Source organism: Embleya sp. L77 (genome assembly GCF_055557415.1).
Window position 1 is genome coordinate 6,351,058 of sequence record NZ_CM145709.1, and the last position, 18,653, is coordinate 6,369,710.

At 72.1% G+C, this 18,653-nt stretch carries 15 protein-coding genes; 11 read left to right on the forward strand and 4 right to left on the reverse strand.

Annotated elements, in window-relative coordinates; all coding sequences use genetic code 11:
- The first annotated feature begins 363 nt into the window (after window positions 1-363).
- Window positions 364-1,101, forward strand: a complete 738-nt coding sequence (locus ACZOOI_RS26955; protein WP_465278264.1) for an SseB family protein — start codon at window positions 364-366, stop codon at window positions 1,099-1,101.
- A 368-nt stretch (window positions 1,102-1,469) separates the two neighbouring features.
- Here the strand turns inward: ACZOOI_RS26955 and ACZOOI_RS26960 are convergent, their stop codons facing one another.
- Window positions 1,470-1,862, reverse strand: a complete 393-nt coding sequence (locus tag ACZOOI_RS26960; protein WP_465278265.1) for a DUF1844 domain-containing protein — start codon at window positions 1,860-1,862, stop codon at window positions 1,470-1,472.
- 370 nt (window positions 1,863-2,232) lie between these two features.
- Between ACZOOI_RS26960 and infC the strand changes: the two genes are divergently transcribed.
- The 7 genes from infC to pheT all read left to right on the forward strand — a co-directional run bounded on the left by infC (window position 2,233) and on the right by pheT (window position 9,659).
- Window positions 2,233-2,958, forward strand: coding sequence for a translation initiation factor IF-3 (gene infC / locus ACZOOI_RS26965; RefSeq protein WP_391582441.1), 726 nt, complete (start codon window positions 2,233-2,235; stop codon window positions 2,956-2,958).
- A 96-nt stretch (window positions 2,959-3,054) separates the two neighbouring features.
- The gene (gene rpmI / locus ACZOOI_RS26970) at window positions 3,055-3,249 is read left to right on the forward strand and encodes a 50S ribosomal protein L35 (protein WP_078978620.1); all 195 of its coding nucleotides are present in this window, start codon (window positions 3,055-3,057) and stop codon (window positions 3,247-3,249) included.
- A gap of 117 nt (window positions 3,250-3,366) precedes the next feature.
- Window positions 3,367-3,759, forward strand: coding sequence for a 50S ribosomal protein L20 (gene rplT / locus ACZOOI_RS26975; protein ID WP_020552013.1), 393 nt, complete (start codon window positions 3,367-3,369; stop codon window positions 3,757-3,759).
- 73 nt (window positions 3,760-3,832) lie between these two features.
- A complete protein-coding gene (locus tag ACZOOI_RS26980) occupies window positions 3,833-4,681 on the forward strand; it encodes a TrmH family RNA methyltransferase (protein ID WP_465278266.1) in 849 nt (282 codons plus the stop codon).
- A 136-nt stretch (window positions 4,682-4,817) separates the two neighbouring features.
- The gene (locus ACZOOI_RS26985; protein WP_465278267.1) at window positions 4,818-5,867 is read left to right on the forward strand and encodes a sensor histidine kinase; all 1,050 of its coding nucleotides are present in this window, start codon (window positions 4,818-4,820) and stop codon (window positions 5,865-5,867) included.
- A 163-nt stretch (window positions 5,868-6,030) separates the two neighbouring features.
- Window positions 6,031-7,152 carry a phenylalanine--tRNA ligase subunit alpha gene (pheS, locus tag ACZOOI_RS26990; protein WP_391581996.1) on the forward strand — a complete coding sequence of 374 codons (1,122 nt, stop codon included), beginning with the start codon at window positions 6,031-6,033 and terminating at the stop codon, window positions 7,150-7,152.
- Window positions 7,152-9,659 carry a phenylalanine--tRNA ligase subunit beta gene (pheT, locus tag ACZOOI_RS26995; RefSeq protein WP_465278268.1) on the forward strand — a complete coding sequence of 836 codons (2,508 nt, stop codon included), beginning with the start codon at window positions 7,152-7,154 and terminating at the stop codon, window positions 9,657-9,659. Before pheS ends, pheT begins: the two co-directional genes overlap by 1 nt.
- A gap of 66 nt (window positions 9,660-9,725) precedes the next feature.
- Here the strand turns inward: pheT and ACZOOI_RS27000 are convergent, their stop codons facing one another.
- On the reverse strand, window positions 9,726-11,588 hold the full coding sequence (locus ACZOOI_RS27000) for an arabinofuranosyltransferase AftB family protein (protein ID WP_465278269.1): 1,863 nt from the start codon (window positions 11,586-11,588) through the stop codon (window positions 9,726-9,728).
- A gap of 81 nt (window positions 11,589-11,669) precedes the next feature.
- Here ACZOOI_RS27000 and ACZOOI_RS27005 point away from each other — a divergent pair, with 81 nt between their 5' ends.
- Entirely contained in the window at window positions 11,670-12,344 is a 675-nt protein-coding gene (locus ACZOOI_RS27005) for an SDR family oxidoreductase (RefSeq protein ID WP_465278270.1), read from the forward strand.
- Window positions 12,345-12,384: 40 nt separating this feature from the next.
- Here ACZOOI_RS27005 and ACZOOI_RS27010 read toward each other — a convergent pair whose 3' ends face one another.
- Entirely contained in the window at window positions 12,385-14,241 is a 1,857-nt protein-coding gene (locus tag ACZOOI_RS27010; protein WP_465278271.1) for an arabinofuranosyltransferase AftB family protein, read from the reverse strand.
- Window positions 14,242-14,329: 88 nt separating this feature from the next.
- Entirely contained in the window at window positions 14,330-16,207 is a 1,878-nt protein-coding gene (locus tag ACZOOI_RS27015) for an arabinofuranosyltransferase AftB family protein (RefSeq protein WP_465278272.1), read from the reverse strand.
- A 257-nt stretch (window positions 16,208-16,464) separates the two neighbouring features.
- On the opposite strand from ACZOOI_RS27015, the gene argC reads away from it, so the two are divergent.
- Window positions 16,465-17,493 carry an N-acetyl-gamma-glutamyl-phosphate reductase gene (gene argC, locus ACZOOI_RS27020; protein WP_465278273.1) on the forward strand — a complete coding sequence of 343 codons (1,029 nt, stop codon included), beginning with the start codon at window positions 16,465-16,467 and terminating at the stop codon, window positions 17,491-17,493.
- Entirely contained in the window at window positions 17,490-18,644 is a 1,155-nt protein-coding gene (argJ, locus tag ACZOOI_RS27025; RefSeq protein WP_465278274.1) for a bifunctional glutamate N-acetyltransferase/amino-acid acetyltransferase ArgJ, read from the forward strand. Before argC ends, argJ begins: the two co-directional genes overlap by 4 nt.
- Window positions 18,645-18,653 lie beyond the last annotated feature (9 nt).

The window sequence follows — 18,653 nt, forward strand, 5'->3', positions numbered from 1 at the left end:
TGGGAGTCCCGGACGGCAAATCCCGCCGGTTCCTACGCTGAACCCGGTTCGGGAACCGGACCGGTCACAGCCCACCCGTCCGAGCACGGGCCAGGACGGGCCGGCTCGGCCCGGCGCTCGGCCCGTTCGGGACACGACGCCTCGAGGAAGCCGTCGTGGCCCGATCCGGTTCGGGCGAGCCGGACCTCGGTAGGGGTCGCGGGTCGGCAAGTGGTCGTCGACCCGCGTCCTTACCGTGGCGGTGGCAGCGGCGGGGTGGGAGGCCGGAGCGGTATCGGGGCCGGGCGTTCGAGGGGTGTGGCCGGGGGCGGGGCGGGCGCCTCGCGGGATGAGGTTCGTCGGGGGCGGGACTAGAGTCGACGGGTGGATTTCAGCGGCAAGAGCATTCCCGACACCGGTTTTCCCGACGACGACGGCAGCGCGGATCCGGCGCTGGCCGAGGCCCTGGCGGCTCGGGAGGTGGACGACGAGGCGGTCTCGCTGGCGTTGCGCGAGGCGCGGCTGCTGGTACCGGTCGTGGCGATCCTGACCGAGGAGGAGGACGTGGCGCCGGGGGAGCTGCGCCGGGAGAAGTCCAGCGACATGGCGGTGCCCACGATCCAGGGGCCGGACGGGCGCCGGGCGCTGCCCGCGTTCACCTCGGTGGCGGCGCTGTCCCGCTGGCGGTCGGACGCGCGGCCGATCCCGGTCGAGGCCGCGCGTGCCGCGCACGCCGCGTACGCGGAGGAGGCGGACACGCTGCTGCTGGACCTGGCCGGGCCGCATCCTTACGAGCTCAGCGGGAGTCGGCTGCGGGCGGTGGCCGAGGGGCGCGCACACGTGGCGCCGCATCGGGATCCGGACGTCCTGGGCGCGGTGCGGGCGGCGGTGGTGCCGGAGGGGGCCGTCTCGGCGGTCTACCTGACCGAGGGCGGCGGACACGAGTTGACCCTGAGCCTGGTCGCGGCGGCCTCACCGACCGAGGTCACCGAGGCCGCGCGGCGGATCGTGGGACGACTGGCCGAGGACGACGTGGTGCGGGCGCGGTTGGACCGCGGCCTGGACCTGGAGATGTTGCCTCCCGGCAGCGCACTCGACGTGGAACCGCTGTACGTGCGCTGAACACTCGGGCGCGGAGCGCGCGGGTGGTGGCGGAGCGGCCCGGAGCCCACATGGGTCGGATGCGCCGGGTCGGGCCGAGCCGGCCTGCGGCCCGCTTGTCCTCGAACGCCGGACGGGCTGGGTGCCTGGATTGCTTTGGAGCGGGCGTATGGCTCCGGGCCCGGGTGGATGACTTCGCACCGGCCGCATGACCTCGGATCGGTCCGGACGGGTCCGGGCCGATCCGGCTGCGGGTCAGGCCTACGGTTCCGGGTCGGGCGGCGCCGGAGAAGCTGTCGAGTGGAACCGCCACCCGGGTGTTTCTCCGGCGCGCCGGGCCGGGGCACCGGGGGATGCGATCCGATGCACCAGGATCCGCGGGACGCGGATCAGGCGTGGACCGGGCCGGTGAGTTTTTCGCCCGGGCCCTTGCCTGCCTGGTCGGGGTGTGTGGAGGCCTCGCGGAAGGCGAGTTGCAGGGTCTTCAAGCCGTCGCGGAGCGGGCCCGCGTGGTAGGAGCCGACCTCGGGGGCGGCCGCGGTGACCAGGCCCGCCAGGGCGGTGATCAGCTTGCGGGCCTCGTCCAGGTCCTTGTGCGCCTCGCCGTCCTCGGCCAGGCCGAGTTTGACCGCCGCCGCGCTCATCAGGTGCACGGACAAGGTGGTGATGACCTCGACGGCCGGCACGTCTGCGATGTCCCGGGTCATCGTCTCGACCCGGTCGGGGCGGTCGGCGACGTCGTCGGAGGGATCGGGTGACATGGGTGGGGCGCTCTCGCTCATGTGCCCAGTCTCGGGTATGCCCCGGAATCGGGGAACAACGGGGCCCTTCGGCATGTTCGAGCCAGTGGTAGAGTGGTGTATCGACCGACCGGGCATCTGCATGCCCGGCCTGCAAGCGGAGGCTCCGTCTCCCACCCGATCGACCTCACGGACGACGGGTACCGGTCCGGCGTGACGCACTTCGTGTGCGTTCGTTTCACGTTCGCCGCCCCTGGGCGGCTTCGTTGCCGGTGGTGGAGCCTCGCATGCAACCGTGCGAGGCTTTTTCGCGTTGCCTGGATGGCTTTGCGAGGGTCTGGCTCGGGGGGAAGTTACACCGAGACAAATGTGACCGCTTCGCCCGCGGTCGCTTCAGGTATGAGGAGGCCCCATCAGCGCCGAGCCCCGCATCAACGACCGGATTCGCGTCCCCGAGGTGCGACTCGTTGGTCCTGGCGGCGAGCAGGTCGGAATCGTCCCGCTGGCCAAGGCCATGGAACTTGCCCAGGAGTACGACCTCGACCTCGTCGAGGTCGCGGCCAACGCCCGGCCGCCGGTCTGCAAGCTCATGGACTACGGCAAGTTCAAGTACGAGTCGGCCATGAAGGCCCGTGAAGCGCGCAAGAACCAGGCGCACACGGTCATCAAGGAGATGAAGCTCCGGCCGAAGATCGACCCGCACGACTATGACACCAAGAAGGGTCACGTCGAGCGGTTCCTGAAGCAGGGCGACAAGGTCAAGATCACGATCATGTTCCGTGGTCGCGAGCAGTCCCGGCCCGAGTTGGGCTACCGACTGCTGCAGCGCCTCGCGACGGACGTCCAGGACCTCGGGTTCATCGAGTCGAACCCGAAGCAGGACGGCCGCAACATGATCATGGTTCTCGGCCCGCACAAGAAGAAGACCGAGGCCATGGCCGAGGCCCGCGAGGCCCAGGCGGCTCGCAAGGACGCTCGCCGTGTTGCCGTCGAGGCCGGGGACGATCACCCCGACGAGACGGAAACCGCGGACGCTCCCGAGGCTGCCGAAGCCGAGGCCGCCCCGGCCGAAGCCGCTCCGGCCGCCGAGGCCCCCGTCGCGAGCGACGCGGAGCCGAAGGCCGACGAGCAGGTCTGACCCGGAACGGGTCGCCCCGCGCCCGATATGCACACACACCTGTGCCTGCCCGGTCACCACCGGGCGGGTGCGGCACGACGAGGAGACTGCGGCGACATGCCGAAGAACAAGACCCACAGCGGTGCCAGCAAGCGCTTTCGTATCACCGGCTCCGGCAAGGTGCTGCGTCAGCGTGCGGGTCGCCGTCACCTTCTCGAACACAAGCCCTCGACCCTGACCCGGCGGCTCGCCGGTGTCGTCGAGGTGGCCCCGGCCGACGCCAAGAAGATCAAGAAGCTGCTCAAGAAGTAGTAGGCAGCAGTCGTCGCACCGGCTGACGAGAACCCACCGGTCGGCGACCGGCGACGGTCCCAGACTTACCCGGGTCGCGGTCGATACACCGTGGTCTGACATCAAGGAGTTCATCAAGTGGCACGCGTCAAGCGGTCAGTCAACGCCCACAAGAAGCGTCGCGTCATCCTCGAGCGGGCGTCCGGCTACCGCGGCCAGCGGTCCCGTCTGTACAGGAAGGCCAAGGAGCAGGTCACCCACTCCATGGTCTACAACTACAACGACCGCAAGAAGCGGAAGGGGGACTTCCGTCAGCTGTGGATCCAGCGCATCAACGCCGCTGCCCGCCTGAACGGAATGACCTACAACCGCTTCGTGCAGGGCCTCAAGGCCGCCGGTGTGGAGATCGACCGCAAGATGCTCGCCGAGCTCGCGGTCAACGACGCCCCGGCGTTCGCCGCCCTCGTCGAGGTAGCGCAGAAGGCCCTCCCGGCCGATGTCAACGCGAAGAAGGAAGACGCCGCGGCCTGATCGTCGACTCACGTCGTCGATGTCGCAGTACTTCTTACGTCGTTACAGGCCGAGAGCAAAGAACGGTAACGCGATGGCGAGCCCCGAGCTGACGTCCACCCGATCACCACGAGTGGCGGCGGCCCGGCGGCTCGCCAAACGCGCTTTCCGGGCCCGTGAACGGTTGTTCCTGGCCGAGGGACCGCAGGCGGTCCGCGAGGCGGTGGCGCTGCCCGGGACGTTGCGCGAGTTGTACATCACCCCCGAGGTGGCCGAGCGCTACCCCGATCTGGTCGCGGGCGCGCACGAGGCCCGCGTCCCGGTGTTCACCGCCACCGACGAGGTGGTCGCGGCGATCAGCCAGACCGTGACGCCGCAGGGCGTGGTCGCGCTGTGCCGGTTCGTGGACGTGCCGCTGGAGAGCGCGATGGCCGCGCGGCCGGATCTGGTCGCGGTGCTCGCGAACGTGCGCGACCCCGGCAACGCCGGCACCGTGCTGCGCGCCGCGGACGCGGCCGGCGCCGAGGCGGTCGTGCTCACCGACGCTTCGGTGGACCCGTACAACCCCAAGGCCGTGCGCGCCTCGGTGGGCAGCCTCTTCCACCTGCCGGTGGTCACCGGCGCCCGGATCGAGGACACCGTCGCCGCACTGCGCGCCGCCGGATTGCGCATCCTGGCCGCCGACGGCGCCGGAGACGCGGACCTGGACGGGGAGTTGGACGCGGGCGGGCTCAGCGGGCCGACCGCGTGGATATTCGGCAACGAGGCGTGGGGGCTGCCCGAGGAGACCCGGGCGCTGGCCGACGCCGTGGTGCGGGTGCCGATCCACGGGCGGGCCGAGAGTTTGAACCTGGCGACCGCCGCAGCCGTGTGTCTGTACGCGTCCGCCCGTGCGCAACGCGGGCACGGGGGCTGTCGCTGCGGTGCGCGAAGCGCACGATGACCCCGGCGTACCCGGCTTGACCACCGGTCGCCAGGGAACGAGTCCGTTGCGTCCGCCGCATCCGGACGGCACGTCGTGCGTTGGGATAGTGTGTCCGGCCCGGAACTCCCTCGGGCCCGAAACGGGAAGGGGGCCGATGGACGCCGACATGCTGCCCGACGGCCTGGTGATCGCGGACGAGAACGGCACGGTGGTCACGTTCAACACCGCCGCCGCCCGGATCACCGGGACGCGTCCCGAGGACGCGCTCGGCAAACACATCGCGGACGCGCTGCCGCTGGAGGACCTCGAGGGCAGACGCTGGTGGGTGTGCACCGACCCCTACGGCGGCCTGGGCACCCGGACCCGGCAGCCGGAGCGCAATCTGCTCCTGGCCGGCCGGGAGATCCTGGTCACGGCGTCCTTCGTGCGCACCGACGGACCGCACAGCCCGCTGGCCAGGCTCGTGGTGTCGCTGCGCTGCACGGATGCGCGCAGGCGGATCGAGCGCGGCCACTCCGATCTGATCGCCACCGTCGCGCACGAACTGCGCTCGCCGCTGACCTCGGTCAAGGGCTTCACCGCGACGCTGCTGGCCAAGTGGGAGCGGTTCACCGACGAGCAGAAGCGGCTGATGCTGGAGACGGTGGACGCGGACGCGGACCGGGTCACCCGGCTGATCACCGAACTCCTGGACATCTCCCGGATCGACGCGGGCCGGCTGCAACTGAACCGGCAGGTCGTCGACATGGAGGAGGCGGTCCACCGTCACCTGCGCGCGATGGAGTGCAACGGGCTGCCCGACGAGCGGTTCGTGGTCGTGGTGGACGGGCCGCTGCCCAGCATGTGGCTGGATGCCGACAAGCTCGACCAGATCCTCGGCAATCTGCTGGAAAACGCGGTGCGCCACGGCGCCGGAACCGTCACCATCGAGATGCGCGCGGTCTCCATCGGGTCCGCGCCCGGTGCGCAGGGGACGGAGATCACGGTGAGCGACGAGGGCCCGGGCATCCCGGACGAACTCCTCGACCGCGTCTTCACCCGTTTCTGGCGCGGCAACCGCCGCGGCGGCACCGGCCTGGGGCTGTACATCGTCAAGGGCCTGGTGCAGGCACACGCGGGCAGCATCGGCGTGGATCGCGCCGAGGGCGGCGGGGCCCGATTTCGATTTACCCTGCCGGCCGCGATGCCGGACGTCCTGATGTAGCACGCCGCCGAAGCGGCAAGCCGGGACGCTCCACCACACGTCGTCGCGGTCCGGCCGAAACACGCACGCCCATGCGGCGTCAGTAAACTCGGAGCGCGGACGTCGCAGGACGTCGTTGCCGCCTCCACCACCGGCGGATCCCCCACAGGAGCACTGGACACAGATGTCGGCACCGAACAAGTCGTACGACCCGGTCGAGGTCGAGGCGTTGAAACCAGAGGAAGTCGAGCGGGCCCGCGACGCGGCGCTCGCGGCGGTCGCCGCCGCGAGCGACCTCGCCGAGCTGCAGGAGGCGAAGGTCGCGCACACCGGCGACCGATCGCCGCTCGCGCTCGCCAACCGCGAGATCGGCGCGCTCCCGCCGCAGGCCAAGGCCGAGGCCGGCAAGCGGGTCGGGCAGGCGCGCGGCGCGGTGAAGAAGGCCCTGGAGCAGCGCCAGGTCGAGCTGGAGGCCGAGCGGGACGCGCGCGTGCTGGTCGAGGAGGCGGTGGACGTCACGCTGCCGTGGGACCGCGCCCCGCGCGGCGCGCGGCACCCGCTGACCACGCTGTCCGAGCGGATCGAGGACCTCTTCGTCGCGATGGGCTACGAGGTCGCCGAGGGCCCGCAGGTCGAGGCGGAGTGGTACAACTTCGACGCCCTGAACATCCTGCCGGACCACCCCGCGCGGACCATGCAGGACACCTTCTTCGTGCGCGCCGAGGACGGCTCGGCGGATTCGGGCGTGGTGCTGCGCACGCACACCTCGCCGGTGCAGATCCGCACGATGCTGACCCGGACTCCGCCGATCTACGTGGTCTGCCCGGGCCGGGTCTACCGCACCGACGAGCTGGACGCCACGCACACCCCGGTCTTCGGCCAGATCGAGGGCCTGGCCGTGGACAAGGGCCTGACGATGGGCGACCTCAAGGGCACCCTCGACCACTTCGTGCAGGCGATGTTCGGCGAGGGCATCGTCACCCGGCTGCGCCCGTCGTACTTCCCCTTCACCGAGCCCTCCGCCGAGCTCGACCTCAAGTGCTTCGTGTGTCGCGGTGCTTCGGTGGGCGACCCGGAGCGGCCGTGTCGGACCTGCCGGTCCGAGGGCTGGATCGAGTGGGGCGGCTGCGGCATGGTCAACCCGCGCGTGCTGATCGCGTGCGGCATCGACCCCGAGGTGTACAGCGGCTTCGCGTTCGGCGTGGGCCTGGAGCGTGCGCTGATGTTCCGGCACAACGTCGAGGACATGCGAGACATGGTCGAGGGTGACGTCCGGTTCACCCTTCCGTTCGGGATGGAGATCTGATGCGGGTCCCGCTTTCTTGGCTGCGGGAGTACGTCGACCTCCCCGCCGGCGAGTCCGGGCGCGACGTCGCCGACAAGCTCGTGGCGCTGGGCCTGGAGGTCGAGACGGTCGAGCAGCTCGGCGCGGACCTCAAGGGTCCGCTCGTGGTCGGCCGGGTGCTGGAGATCGAGGAACTGGAGGGCTTCAAGAAGCCGATCCGGTTCTGCAAGGTCGACGTCGGCGACGCCAACGGCACCGGTGAGCCGCAGGAAATCGTCTGCGGCGCACGCAACTTCGAGGTCGACGACAAGGTCGTGGTGATCCTGCCGGGCGGCGTGCTGCCCGGCCCGTTCGAGATCGCCGAGCGCAAGACCTACGGCCACGTCTCGCGCGGGATGATCTGCTCGGCCCGTGAACTGGGCATGGGCGACGACCACGACGGCATCATCGTGCTGCCGATCGAGGCCCAGGTCGGCGCGGACGCGATCGAACTGCTCGGCCTGATCGACGAGGTGCTCGACATCGCGGTGACCCCGGACCGGGGCTACTGCCTGTCGATGCGCGGCGTCGCCCGCGAGGCGGCGATCGCCTACGGGCAGCCGCTGCGCGACCCGGCGCTGCTGGATGTGCCGGACGCGAACTCGTACGGCTACCCGGTCCTGGTCGAGGACGCGGCCGGCTGCGACCGGTTCGTCGCGCGCACCGTGGTCGGCATCGACCCCGAGGCGCCGTCCCCGCTGTGGTTGCAGCGCCGGGTGCAGATGGGCGGCATGCGGCCGATCTCGCTCGTCGTGGACGTCACCAACTACGTGATGCTCGAACTGGGCCAGCCGCTGCACGCCTACGACCGGTCCCGGTTGCAGGGCGCGATCGTGGTGCGTCGCGCGCACGAGGGCGAGACGCTGACCACGCTCGACGACGCCGAGCGCAAGCTCGACCCCGAGGACCTGCTGATCTGCGACAATCGCGGACCGATCGGCCTCGCGGGGGTGATGGGCGGGGCGAGCACCGAGATCGGCGTGGACACCGCCGACATCGTGATCGAGGCCGCGCACTTCGACCCGGTGGCCATCGCGCGCACCGCGCGCCGGCACAAGCTGGGTTCGGAGGCGTCGCGTCGGTTCGAGCGCGGCGTGGACCCGGAGGCGGCCCGGGCCGCGGCGCAGCGCGCGGTGGACCTGCTGGCCGCGCTCGGCGGCGAGCGGGCCCAGGCCGAGGCGGGCGTGACCGAGGTGGACGCGCCGCGCGAGGTGGTGCGGATCGTGCTCGCGGCGGACCACGCGGCGAAGGTCGCGGGTGTTCCCTACCCCCGCGAGACGGTCGCCCAGCGGTTGCAGGAGGTGGGCTGCTCGGTCGAGGGCATCGACGAGCTGACCGTGGTGCCGCCGACCTGGCGGCCCGACCTGACCGACCCGAACGACCTGGCCGAAGAGGTCATCCGGTTGGAGGGCTATGAGCAGGTTCCCTCCACGCTGCCGCAGGTGCCGGCCGGTCGTGGGTTGACCGTCGACCAGCGGCGCAGGCGTCGGATCGGGCGCGGGCTCGCGGGCGCGGGCTACACCGAGGTGCTCGCCTACCCGTTCGTGGGCCAGGGCGCGTTCGACGATCTCGGGCTCGCCGAGGACGACGCGCGGCGGCGCACGGTGGTGCTGGTCAACCCGATCTCCGAGGAGGAGCCGGCGCTGCGCACGACGCTGCTGCCGGGCCTGCTCGGGACGCTGCGCCGCAACCTGGGGCGCGGCAACGGCGACTTGGCGCTGTTCGAGTCGGGAGTGGTCTTCCTGCCGAACGCTTCGACCCCGCGCGCGCCGCGGCTTGCCGTGGACCGGCGGCCCACCGACGAGGAACTGGCGTCGCTGGCGGCGGCGTTGCCCGATCAGCCGCAGCGGGTCGCGGTGGTGCTGGCCGGCGAGCGCGAGCACTCCGGCTGGTGGGGCAAGGGTCGGCCGCAGAACTGGGCGGACGCGATCGAGGCCGCACGGGTGGTCGCGGATGCCGTCGGCGTTGAGCTGACGGTGCGTCAGGACCAGTACGAGCCGTGGCATCCCGGGCGCTGCGCGGCGCTCGTGGCGACCGCGCCGGACGGGACCGAGCGGGTCGTGGGGCACGCGGGCGAGCTGCACCCGCGGGTGCTCAAGACGCTGCACCTGCCCGAGCGGGTGTCCGCGATGGAACTGGACCTGGATCTGCTGACCGCCGACCTGGACGGAGAACACCTGCCGCAGGCCGGGCACATCTCCTCGTACCCGGTGGCCACGCAGGACGTCGCGCTGGTCGTGGACGCCTCGGTGCCGGCCGCGACGGTGGAGGCGGCCCTGATCGAGGGCGCGGGCGCACTGTTGGAGTCGCTGCGACTGTTCGACGTGTACACCGGCGCGCAGGTCGCCGAGGGCCACAAGTCGTTGGCCTACGCGCTGCGTTTCCGGGCGCCGGACCGCACGCTCACGGTCGAGGAGGCGACGGCCGCGCGCGACGCGGCGGTGGCGCTCGCGGCCGAGCGGACCGGGGCGGTACTGCGCGGGGCGTGACGCCCGAGCGCATGTCGTCGCTCGGCTGCGGCCCGTACACCTTCGGGGGTGCGGGCCGCAGTCGTGTCAGGGCGGCGGAATCGGATCCGGGGCGGGCGCGGTGGGCAGCACGCCCGGTTTCAGGACGTCGACGCCGCAGATCTGTCGGGCGGCGGCGATCGGGTCGTTGGGGAAGCGGAAGGCCGTGCGGTCCAGGGCGCCGATCAGGTTGGCGGTGAAGCGCCGCCAGGACATCGGGGCGTGCACCGAGTCGCGCAGTTCCTTGAGCCGACCGCGGTCGGTCGGGCCGCACGTGAGCGTGTAGCGGGCGGCGGCGATCCGGATCGGGTCGATGCCGGGGGGCGCCGGCGCGGCCGGGTCGGCGTACTCGGCGAGCACCCAGGCTGGGTCGATCCGCTTCTCGTGTCCGGGGCGGCCGCGGGTGGTCAGCCGGATGTGTGCGCCGAGCGGGTAGGCCAGGCCCAGGTCGTCGATGGCGATCCCGGTCGTCGGGGTGGCTGCGCCGTTCGTGCCCAGCGAGGACCACATCGCCACGATCGACGCGTGCAGGTCCGGGCGCAGCGGGACCACGAAGGAGTGGGTCGTCGATCGGTCGACCAGGGTGTGGCGATACGCCGGGTGCGGGCCCCGGATCATCGTCGGGAAGCCGGGGGAGCCGTTGACGAACGCGTCGGCGGTGACCGGGTTGGCCACGCCCAGGACCGACGTGTAGAAGCCGCGTTCGTCGGCGATGCCGCGCGGGCCGATGCCGGCGTAGGGCACCCGGAAGACGGCCGCGGTCAGCAGCGACCAGGCCAGCAGCGCGCTCACCGCGGGCACCGCGAGCCGGCTCGCCGGGACCAGCAGGATCGGCAGGAGCAGCAGGAACAGGCCGGGGAGCAACATCCGGGCGTGCATGAAGTCGCCGCCGACGCGGACCACGTAGAGCAGCATCACCAGGCCGGACAGCACCGGCGTGGCGTACAGGACGCGTCGGCTGCGGACGGCGGGCGCGCACCGGTGGGGTCCGGCCGGGCGCAGTCGGCCCGCCGCGGCGCCCGCGGCCGCCGCGGCCGCCACCAGCAGGGGCAGCCACAGGTGGTACGGGTCGGTCAGATCGCGGACGTAGGCCCAGCCTCGGGCCCAGTCGGCGGCGGAGGCCTCCTTGGTGATCGCGGGGAGCGGGAGCAACACGCCGTAGTAGCCCATCCGGAAGATCTCGTACGCCAGCGGGATGGCGCCGGCGGTGCCGAGCAGGGCGAGCGCGCGGCCTGCGCGGGGGCGGTGCATCAGGGCCAGGGCGATCAGGAAGCCGAGGGCGGCGACGGCCAGGTCGGGGCGGACCAGCGGGCCCAGGCCGGCGAGCAGGGCCAGGGCGTACGCGGCGCCGGCGCGCGGGTCGTGCGGGAGGCGGACCAGCAGCCACCAGCAGCCGGCGGTCCACAGCGTGGTCAGGCCGGTTTCCAGGCCGGACGTGGCGAAGTCCCACACCGGCGGCAGCGCGAGCAGGACCAGTGCGCCGCACGGGAGCAGGAAGGCACCGCCGGATCCGGTCACGTGCAGTCGACGGCAGGCGTCGGCGGCCAGGAACCAGCCGATCACGCTGCACAGCAGGCCCAGGCGTACGGCCAGGGGCGCGGGGTCCTGGCCGGTGAGCCGGGTGCCGGCGACCAGCAGCCACTGCCACAGCGTGCTGGTCGCCGCCTCGGCGCGCTCGCCGGGGTTGAACACGGGGCCGCGACCGGCCAGGATCTGCCGGACCGGTCGGATGAAGATCAGGCCGTCGTCGCACAGCCAGCTGCGCCGGCCACCCAGGACGGCGACGAACACGGCGGGCAACAGCACCATCGCCACGTTCCAGCGCGCGGCCGGGCGCGGTGGCTCGGGGGGCGGATCGGCCGGATCGGTGGGCGGCGGGCCCTGTCCGGGCAACGTGGTGGTCAGGGTCATCGTCAGCGGACTCCAGTCGGGCCGGGCGCGGCCGCACGAGATCGTCGGTCTCGGTGCTCGCGCACCTCGTAGGGTGGCGGGATGAGTACTTATGTGATCACCGGTGCGGGCAGCGGTATCGGTGCGGAGATTGCCCGGCGGCTGCGGGAGAGCGGCCACGACCTGGTCGCGATCGTGCGGTCGGAGCGGCGGGCCGCGGAGTTGGCCGGGCCCGGCGTGCGCACCGTGGTCGCGGACCTGGAGCGTCCCGAGACGATCGCGGACGCGTTGGCGCCGCTTGCCGAGGAGACGTTCGCGGGCCTGGTGCACAGTGCGGGCATCGCGGAACTGGGCACGGTGGCGGAGACGGCCGAGGCGGTGTGGTCGCGCACACTGACCGTCAACGTGGTTGCGGTCGCGGAGGTTACGCGCGTGCTGTTGCCGGCGTTGCGGCGCGGCCGGGCCGACGTGGTCCTGCTCAACAGTGGGGCGGGGCTGCGGACCAACGCGGGCTGGACGGCGTACGCGGCGAGCAAGCACGCGCTGAAGGCGCTGGCCGACGGGCTGCGGGAGGAGGAGCCGGCGCTGCGGGTGACCAGCGTGTATCCGGGGCGCACGGCCACGGCGATGCAGCGCGGGGTGCGGGAGCAGGAGGGCGGGGAGTTCGAGCCCGAGCGCTACAGCGATCCCGCGACGGTGGCGGGGGTCGTGGTGTCGACGCTCACGCTGCCGGGCGATTCGCGGATCGATGACGTGACGGTGCGCTCACGGGGGTGAGGCCGGGGGTGCGGGCGTGGCCCGTGGGCCGGCGTGGGGGTCAGCGGTTGGGGTTGTCCTCGGGGAGGACGCCTTTGGCGAGGACGTCGACGCCGCAGATCTCCTTGGCGGCGGTGACCGGGTCGACCGGGAAGCGGAACGAGGTGCGCTCGAAGGCGCCGGTGAAGTTCTTCTTGAAGCGGCTCCAGGACATCGGTTCGTGGACCGAGTCCTGGAGCTCCTTGAGCTTGCCCCGGTTGGCGTCGCCGCAGGTGAGGGCGTATCGGGCGGCCTTGACCCGGACCGGGTCGATGCCCGGCGGCAGGACGGCGTCGGGGGAGGCGTACTGGGCGAAGACCCAGGCGATGTCGATCGCCTTCTCGTGGCCGGGGCGACCGCGGGTGGTGAGTTCGACGTGGGCGGCGAGCGGATAGGCCAGGCCCAGGATGTCGACGGAGACGCCGTCGAGCGGGGTGTTGGCGCCGTTCATGCCCAGGTTGCTCCAGACGGTGGCGACCGGGGCGGGCAGGTCGGGGTCGAGCGCGGTGACGTAGAAGCCGTCGTACCAGGGGTAGACGATCACGTGCGTGTGGTCGGCGCGGGCGGCTTTCGCGGCGGCGGGGAAGCGTGGGTAGTTGGCCACGTAGGAGTACGCGGTGACCGGGTTGGCCACCTTGAGCGCGCCGATGTAGAAGGCGCGTTCGTCGGCGATGCCGCGCGGGCCGATGCCCTCGTAGGGCACCCGGAAGGTGATCGCGCAGACCGTGGCCCAGCCGATCAGGACCGTGGCCGCCGGGATCGCGAGCCGGTTCGCGGGGACCAGCAGGATCGGCAGGAGCAGCATGAACAGCCCCGGCAGCAACATCCGGGCGTGCATGAAGTCGCCGCCGACGCGGATCACGTAGAGCAGCATCGCCAGGCCGCACAGGGCGGGCACCGCGAACACGGTGATCCGGGCCCGGCCGGCCCGGTCGATCGCGCGCAGGCGCGCACCCGCGCCTGCGGGGTCGCGCAGACGCGGTACGGACAGGCCGACCAGGACGGCCAGGAGCACGACGCACGGGATCCACAGGTGGTACGGGTCGGTCAGGTCGCGGACGTAGTTCCAGCCTCGGGACCAGTCGGCGGCGGAGGCTTCCTTGGTGACGGCCGGCAGCGGGAGCAGGACGCCGTAGTAGCCCATCCGGAAGATCTCGTACAGCAGCGGCACGGTGAATGCGGTGCCGAGCAGGGCCAGGGAGTGCGGTACGCGCGGGCGGCGGATGACGGCGAGCGCGATCAGGAAGCCGAGCGTGGCGATGGCCAGGTCGGGCCGCACCATCGGGCCCAGGCCGGCCAGGAAGGCCAGGCCGTAGGTGACCCGGGCGCGCGGGTCGTGCGGGAGGCGGACCAGCAGCCACCAGCAGCCGGCGGTCCACAGCGTGGTCAGGCCGGTTTCCAGGCCGGACGTGGCGAAGTCCCACACCGGCGGCAGCGCGAGCATGGCGATCACGCCGAGGGGCACCAGCGGGATCGTCGTGGTGCCGCGGGTGTACAGCCGGCGGGTGGTGTGCAGGGCCAGCGCGTAGCCGGCGGTGGTGCACAGCAGGCCGAGGTGGACCGCGAGCCGGCCCACGTCCATCTGGGTGATCCACGAGGCCAGCACCAGGATCCACTGCCACAGTGTGCTCGTGGACGCCTCGGCGCGTTCGCCGACGTTGAACACCGGGCCGTGCCCGGCCAGGATCTGGCGGACCGTGCGGGTGAAGATCAGGCCGTCGTCGCTGATCCAGCGTCGATGCCAGCCCAGGACCAGCAGGATCAGCGTGGGCACCAGCACCATCGCGGTGTTCCAGCGGGTGATGCCGCGGGGCTGCGGGCCGTCCGTCGAGGGATGGGCCCGCAGCCCGGAGCGCGAGCGCCCGGAAAGCACACTCACGAGGCTCATGGTTCGTTGACTCCAGACGGGGCGGGCGGGCCGACCACACCATAACCACTGATGATCGCCCGCCGGGCCGATGGCGGGCTCAGGAGGGGGTGCAGAATTTCTTCTCGGCCTGGATCGGGTTGGCCGGGATGCGCAGGTCGGTGCGGCCCGCGGCGCCGGTCAGGTTCTTCCAGAAGCGTGACGCGGACATCGGTTCGGTGACCGAGTCGACGAGTTCCTTGAGGTCACCGCATTGCAGCGCGGCCCGGGCGGCCCGGATCTCGGCGGCGGGCGCGGCGTCCTCGGGCACCAGTGCGTCGCCGGCCGGGTCCACGTACAGCGCGACGTTCCAGGCGAAGGGCAGCAGTTTCTTGTGGCCCGCCGCGGTGTGTCGGGTCTCGGTGATGTGCGCGCCGACCGTGTTGGACAGGCCCCACACGTCGACCACGATGCCGCCGGGCGGGGTGATCGAGCCGCCCACGCCCAGGCGGCCGATGACCAGGCCCTTGTCGAAGGGCAGATCACGGCGCAGCGGCAGCGGCGGGAGCTTCATGTAGTTCGGGTCCACGAACAACAAACGCTCGCCGGTGGCCTTTTCGTTGCGGAAGGCCTCTTTTATCGTCGGCAGCGTCCGGATGTGCGCTTCCTCGGTGGTGGGGTTGTCGGTCCGGGTCCAGGCGGCATAGGTGTCGCGTTCGTTCCAGACCTGGTTGCCGTTGCCGTCGGGGGCGGGCGTGGTGATCACGCCGGAGCGCAGCGTGGTGCCGCAGACGACGGCCCAGATCGCGACGAGCACGATCGCCGGGGTGACCAGCCGGTCCAGCGGCGCGAGCAGGAGCGGGAGCAGCACCAGGAGCAGGATCGGCAGCCACATCCGGCCGTGCATGAAGTCGCCGCCGACCTTGAGCACGTAGACGGTCTGGCCCAGGGCGGCGACCAGGGGGGTGGCGATGACGATCCAAGTGCGGCGGTCGGCCGGGCGGCGCCGGGTGAGGGCGACCGCGGCGGCGACCAGGATCAGGATCATCGGGATCCACAGGTGGTACGGCCGCATGTAGTCGGTCAGGTAGTCCCAGCCCCGCCCCCACAACGAGCCCGACGCCTCCTTGGTGAGCGCGGGCATCGGGAAGATCAGGCCGTAGTAGCCCATTCGGAAGATCTCGTACGCGGCGGGCAGGAAGCCGGCGCAGGCCAGCATCGCCAGGGCCTTGGGCCAGCGCGCGCCGATCAGCAGGAATTGCGCGACGAGCAGGACCACCATGGTCAGGCCCAGGTCGGGGCGGACCAGCGGGCCCAGGCCGAACCACAGGGAGAGCGCGAGGGTGCGGCGGGTGGTGTGGGTGTCGACCGGGCGCAGCCAGGTGCCGATCAGCAACCACCAGGACAGGCCGATCCAGAACAGGATCAGGCCGGTCTCCATGCCGGCGGTGGCGAAGTCCCACACCGAGGGGACGGCGATGAACACGAGCACGCCGGCGGGCAGCAGCAGGCGGGTGACGGCCATGCCGCGGAAGAGTCGGCGGGTGCCGTCCAGGGACAGCCACAGTCCGATCACGGCCAGGATCAGGCCGGTGTAGACGGCCGTGGGCGCGTAGTCGAACGGGGTGATCCACCCGAGCAGCGCGAGCAGCCACTGCCACAGCGTGCTGGTGGACGTCTCGACCCGTTCGCCGGAGCTGTACACCGGGCCGTTGCCGGCCAGGATCTCGCGGACCGCGCGGGTGAAGATCAGGCCGTCGTCGGTGATCCAGCGCTGATGCCAGCCCATGATCGCGAACACCAGTGTCGGCAGCCCCAGGGCGAGCAGGTCCGGCAACGGGACGCGCGGGTGCCGACGCCGTGCCGAGGACGGATCCGCCGACGCGTCGGCGGGGTCCGGCTCGGGAGCCGAGTGCGGCTCGCCGGTCGGGGACTGTAGGTCCGTGCCGGTGGCGCCCGAGGCGCCGGCGGGCCCGGAGGTGCCGGGGGGAGGGGTCACGTGGTCTCGTTCGTTTCCTGGGCGGGGGCGCCCGCCGTCTGCTGCGCGTCGCTGCCGTCCCGCCGGCGGTCGACTGCCCACTGGGGAGCGCGTATCGGAAGTCGGCTGATCCTAACGCACCGGCCATGCGCCCTACTGGGGTGGCGGCAACGGGCGGCAGGCTTGCCCGGAACGGGGGCCGGTCCCGGCGGTCACGCACCGTACTTGCATAGAGATTCGCATATCCGTATAGTCATGCTCCTCACGAGGAGGCGGTAATGGGGGCCAAGGCGGCACTGGCCGGGGCGAGTGGTTACGCGGGCGGGGAACTCCTGCGCCTGCTGCTCGCGCACCCGGAGATCGAGATCGGCACGCTCACGGCGGGGTCCAACGCGGGCCGACGCCTGGGCGAGCTGCAGCCGCACCTGTTGCCGCTGGCCGACCGGGTGCTCGCCGAGACCACCGCCGAGAACCTCGCTGGTCACGACGTGGTCTTCCTGGCCCTGCCGCACGGACAGTCCGGTGCGCTGGCCGCGCAGCTGGGCGCGGACGTGCTCGTGGTGGACTGCGGTGCGGACTACCGCCTGCGGGAGGCGGCGGACTGGGAGGAGTTCTACGGATCCTCCCATGCCGGGACATGGCCGTACGGACTGCCCGAGCTGCCGGGCGGCCGGGCCGCGCTGGCGGGCACCAGGCGGATCGCGGTGCCGGGCTGTTATCCGACCGTCTCACTGCTGTGCACGGTGCCCGCGCTGGCCGCCGGCCTGGTCGAGCCCGACTGGGTCGTGGTGGCCGCCTCCGGCACCTCCGGAGCGGGCAAGGCACCCAAGACGCACCTGCTCGGCAGCGAGGTGATGGGCTCCGCGAGCGCGTACGGCGTGGGTGGGGTGCATCGGCACACGCCCGAGATCATCCAGGGCCTGCGCGCGGTCACCGACGCGGACGTCACGGTCTCCTTCACCCCGACCCTGGTGCCGATGTCGCGCGGCATCCTGGCCACCTGCACCGCCCGGCTGGCGCCCGGCGTCGGCGCCGAGACGGTGCGCGCGGCGTATGCCGCGGCCTACGCCGACGAGCCCTTCGTGCACCTGCTGGCCGAGGGGCAGTGGCCGGCGACCGCGATGGTCTACGGCGCGAACACCGCCGTGTTGCAGGTCGCCGTCGACGAGCGGGCCGGCCGAGTGGTCGTGGTCGGCGCGATCGACAACCTCGCCAAGGGCACCGCGGGCGGCGCCATCCAGAGCACCAACATCGCCCTCGGCCTGGCCGAGGACCTGGGACTGAGCAAGACAGGGGTAGCACCGTGAGCGTCACCGCAGCAAAGGGCTTCCGGGCCTCGGGCGTGGCCGCGGGCCTCAAGAGCACGGGCCTGCCGGACGTGGCCCTGGTCGTCAACGACGGCCCCTCGATCGCCGGCGCGGCCGTGTTCACCTCGAACCGGGTCAAGGCCGCACCGGTGGTGTGGTCGGAGCAGGTGGTCAAGGCCGGCCAGGTGCAGGCGGTGGTGCTCAACTCCGGTGGCGCCAACGCGTGCACCGGCAGCGAGGGCTTCGGCAACACGCACGCCACCGCCGAGCGGGCCGCCGAGCTGCTCGGGCTCAACGCGGGCGAGATCGTGGTGGCCTCCACCGGTCTGATCGGCCTGCAACTGCCGATGGACAAACTGCTGCCGGGCGTGGCCAAGGCCGCCGCGGCGCTGAGCGCGGACGGCGGCGAGGACGCGGCGATCGCGATCAAGACCACCGACAGCGTGCACAAGCAGGCCGTGGTCACCGACCCCGCCGGGTGGACGGTCGGCGGGATGGCCAAGGGCGCGGGCATGCTCGCGCCGGGCCTGGCCACGATGCTCGTCGTGCTCACCACCGACGCCGCGGTCGACGCCGAGACGCTGGACGCGGTGCTGCGCGGCGCCACGCACACCACGTTCGACCGGATCGACTCCGACGGCTGCATGTCCACCAACGACACCGTGCTGCTGATGGCCTCCGGCGCCTCCGGCGTCGAGCCCGACCTCGCCGCGTTCGCCGAGGCGGTGCGCGCGGTCGCCGGCGACCTGGCCCGGCAGCTGATCGGCGACGCCGAAGGCGCGAGCAAGGACATCCGGATCGACGTCGTGGGCGGCGCGACCGAGGCGGACGCCCTGGAGGTGGCCCGCTCGATCGCCCGGAACAACCTGTTCAAGTGCGCCGTGCACGGCGAGGACGCCAACTGGGGCCGGGTGCTGGCCGCGATCGGCACCACCGCCGCGGCCTTCGACCCGGATCGGCTCGACGTCGCGTTCAACGGCGTATGGGTGTGTCGCAACGGCTTCGTGGGCGAGGACCGCGAGCTGGTGGACATGACCCCGCGCGAGACGCACATCGTGGCCGACCTGAACGCGGGCGACGCCGCCGTGACCGTGTGGACCAACGACCTCACGGCCGAATACGTGCACGAGAACTCGGCCTACTCGTCATGACCGGTACGG

Bases quoted from the DNA above. Each gene is read 5' to 3' on its own strand.
- ACZOOI_RS26960 (WP_465278265.1), bottom strand. From the start codon at position 1,862: ATGAGCGAGAGCGCCCCACCCATGTCACCCGATCCCTCCGACGACGTC.
- rpmI (WP_078978620.1), top strand. From the start codon at position 3,055: ATGCCGAAGAACAAGACCCACAGCGGTGCCAGCAAGCGCTTTCGTATC.
- ACZOOI_RS26980 (WP_465278266.1), top strand. From the start codon at position 3,833: ATGGCGAGCCCCGAGCTGACGTCCACCCGATCACCACGAGTGGCGGCG.
- ACZOOI_RS26985 (WP_465278267.1), top strand. From the start codon at position 4,818: ATGGACGCCGACATGCTGCCCGACGGCCTGGTGATCGCGGACGAGAAC.
- pheS (WP_391581996.1), top strand. From the start codon at position 6,031: ATGTCGGCACCGAACAAGTCGTACGACCCGGTCGAGGTCGAGGCGTTG.
- pheT (WP_465278268.1), top strand. From the start codon at position 7,152: ATGCGGGTCCCGCTTTCTTGGCTGCGGGAGTACGTCGACCTCCCCGCC.
- ACZOOI_RS27000 (WP_465278269.1), bottom strand. From the start codon at position 11,588: ATGACCCTGACCACCACGTTGCCCGGACAGGGCCCGCCGCCCACCGAT.
- ACZOOI_RS27005 (WP_465278270.1), top strand. From the start codon at position 11,670: ATGAGTACTTATGTGATCACCGGTGCGGGCAGCGGTATCGGTGCGGAG.
- argC (WP_465278273.1), top strand. From the start codon at position 16,465: ATGGGGGCCAAGGCGGCACTGGCCGGGGCGAGTGGTTACGCGGGCGGG.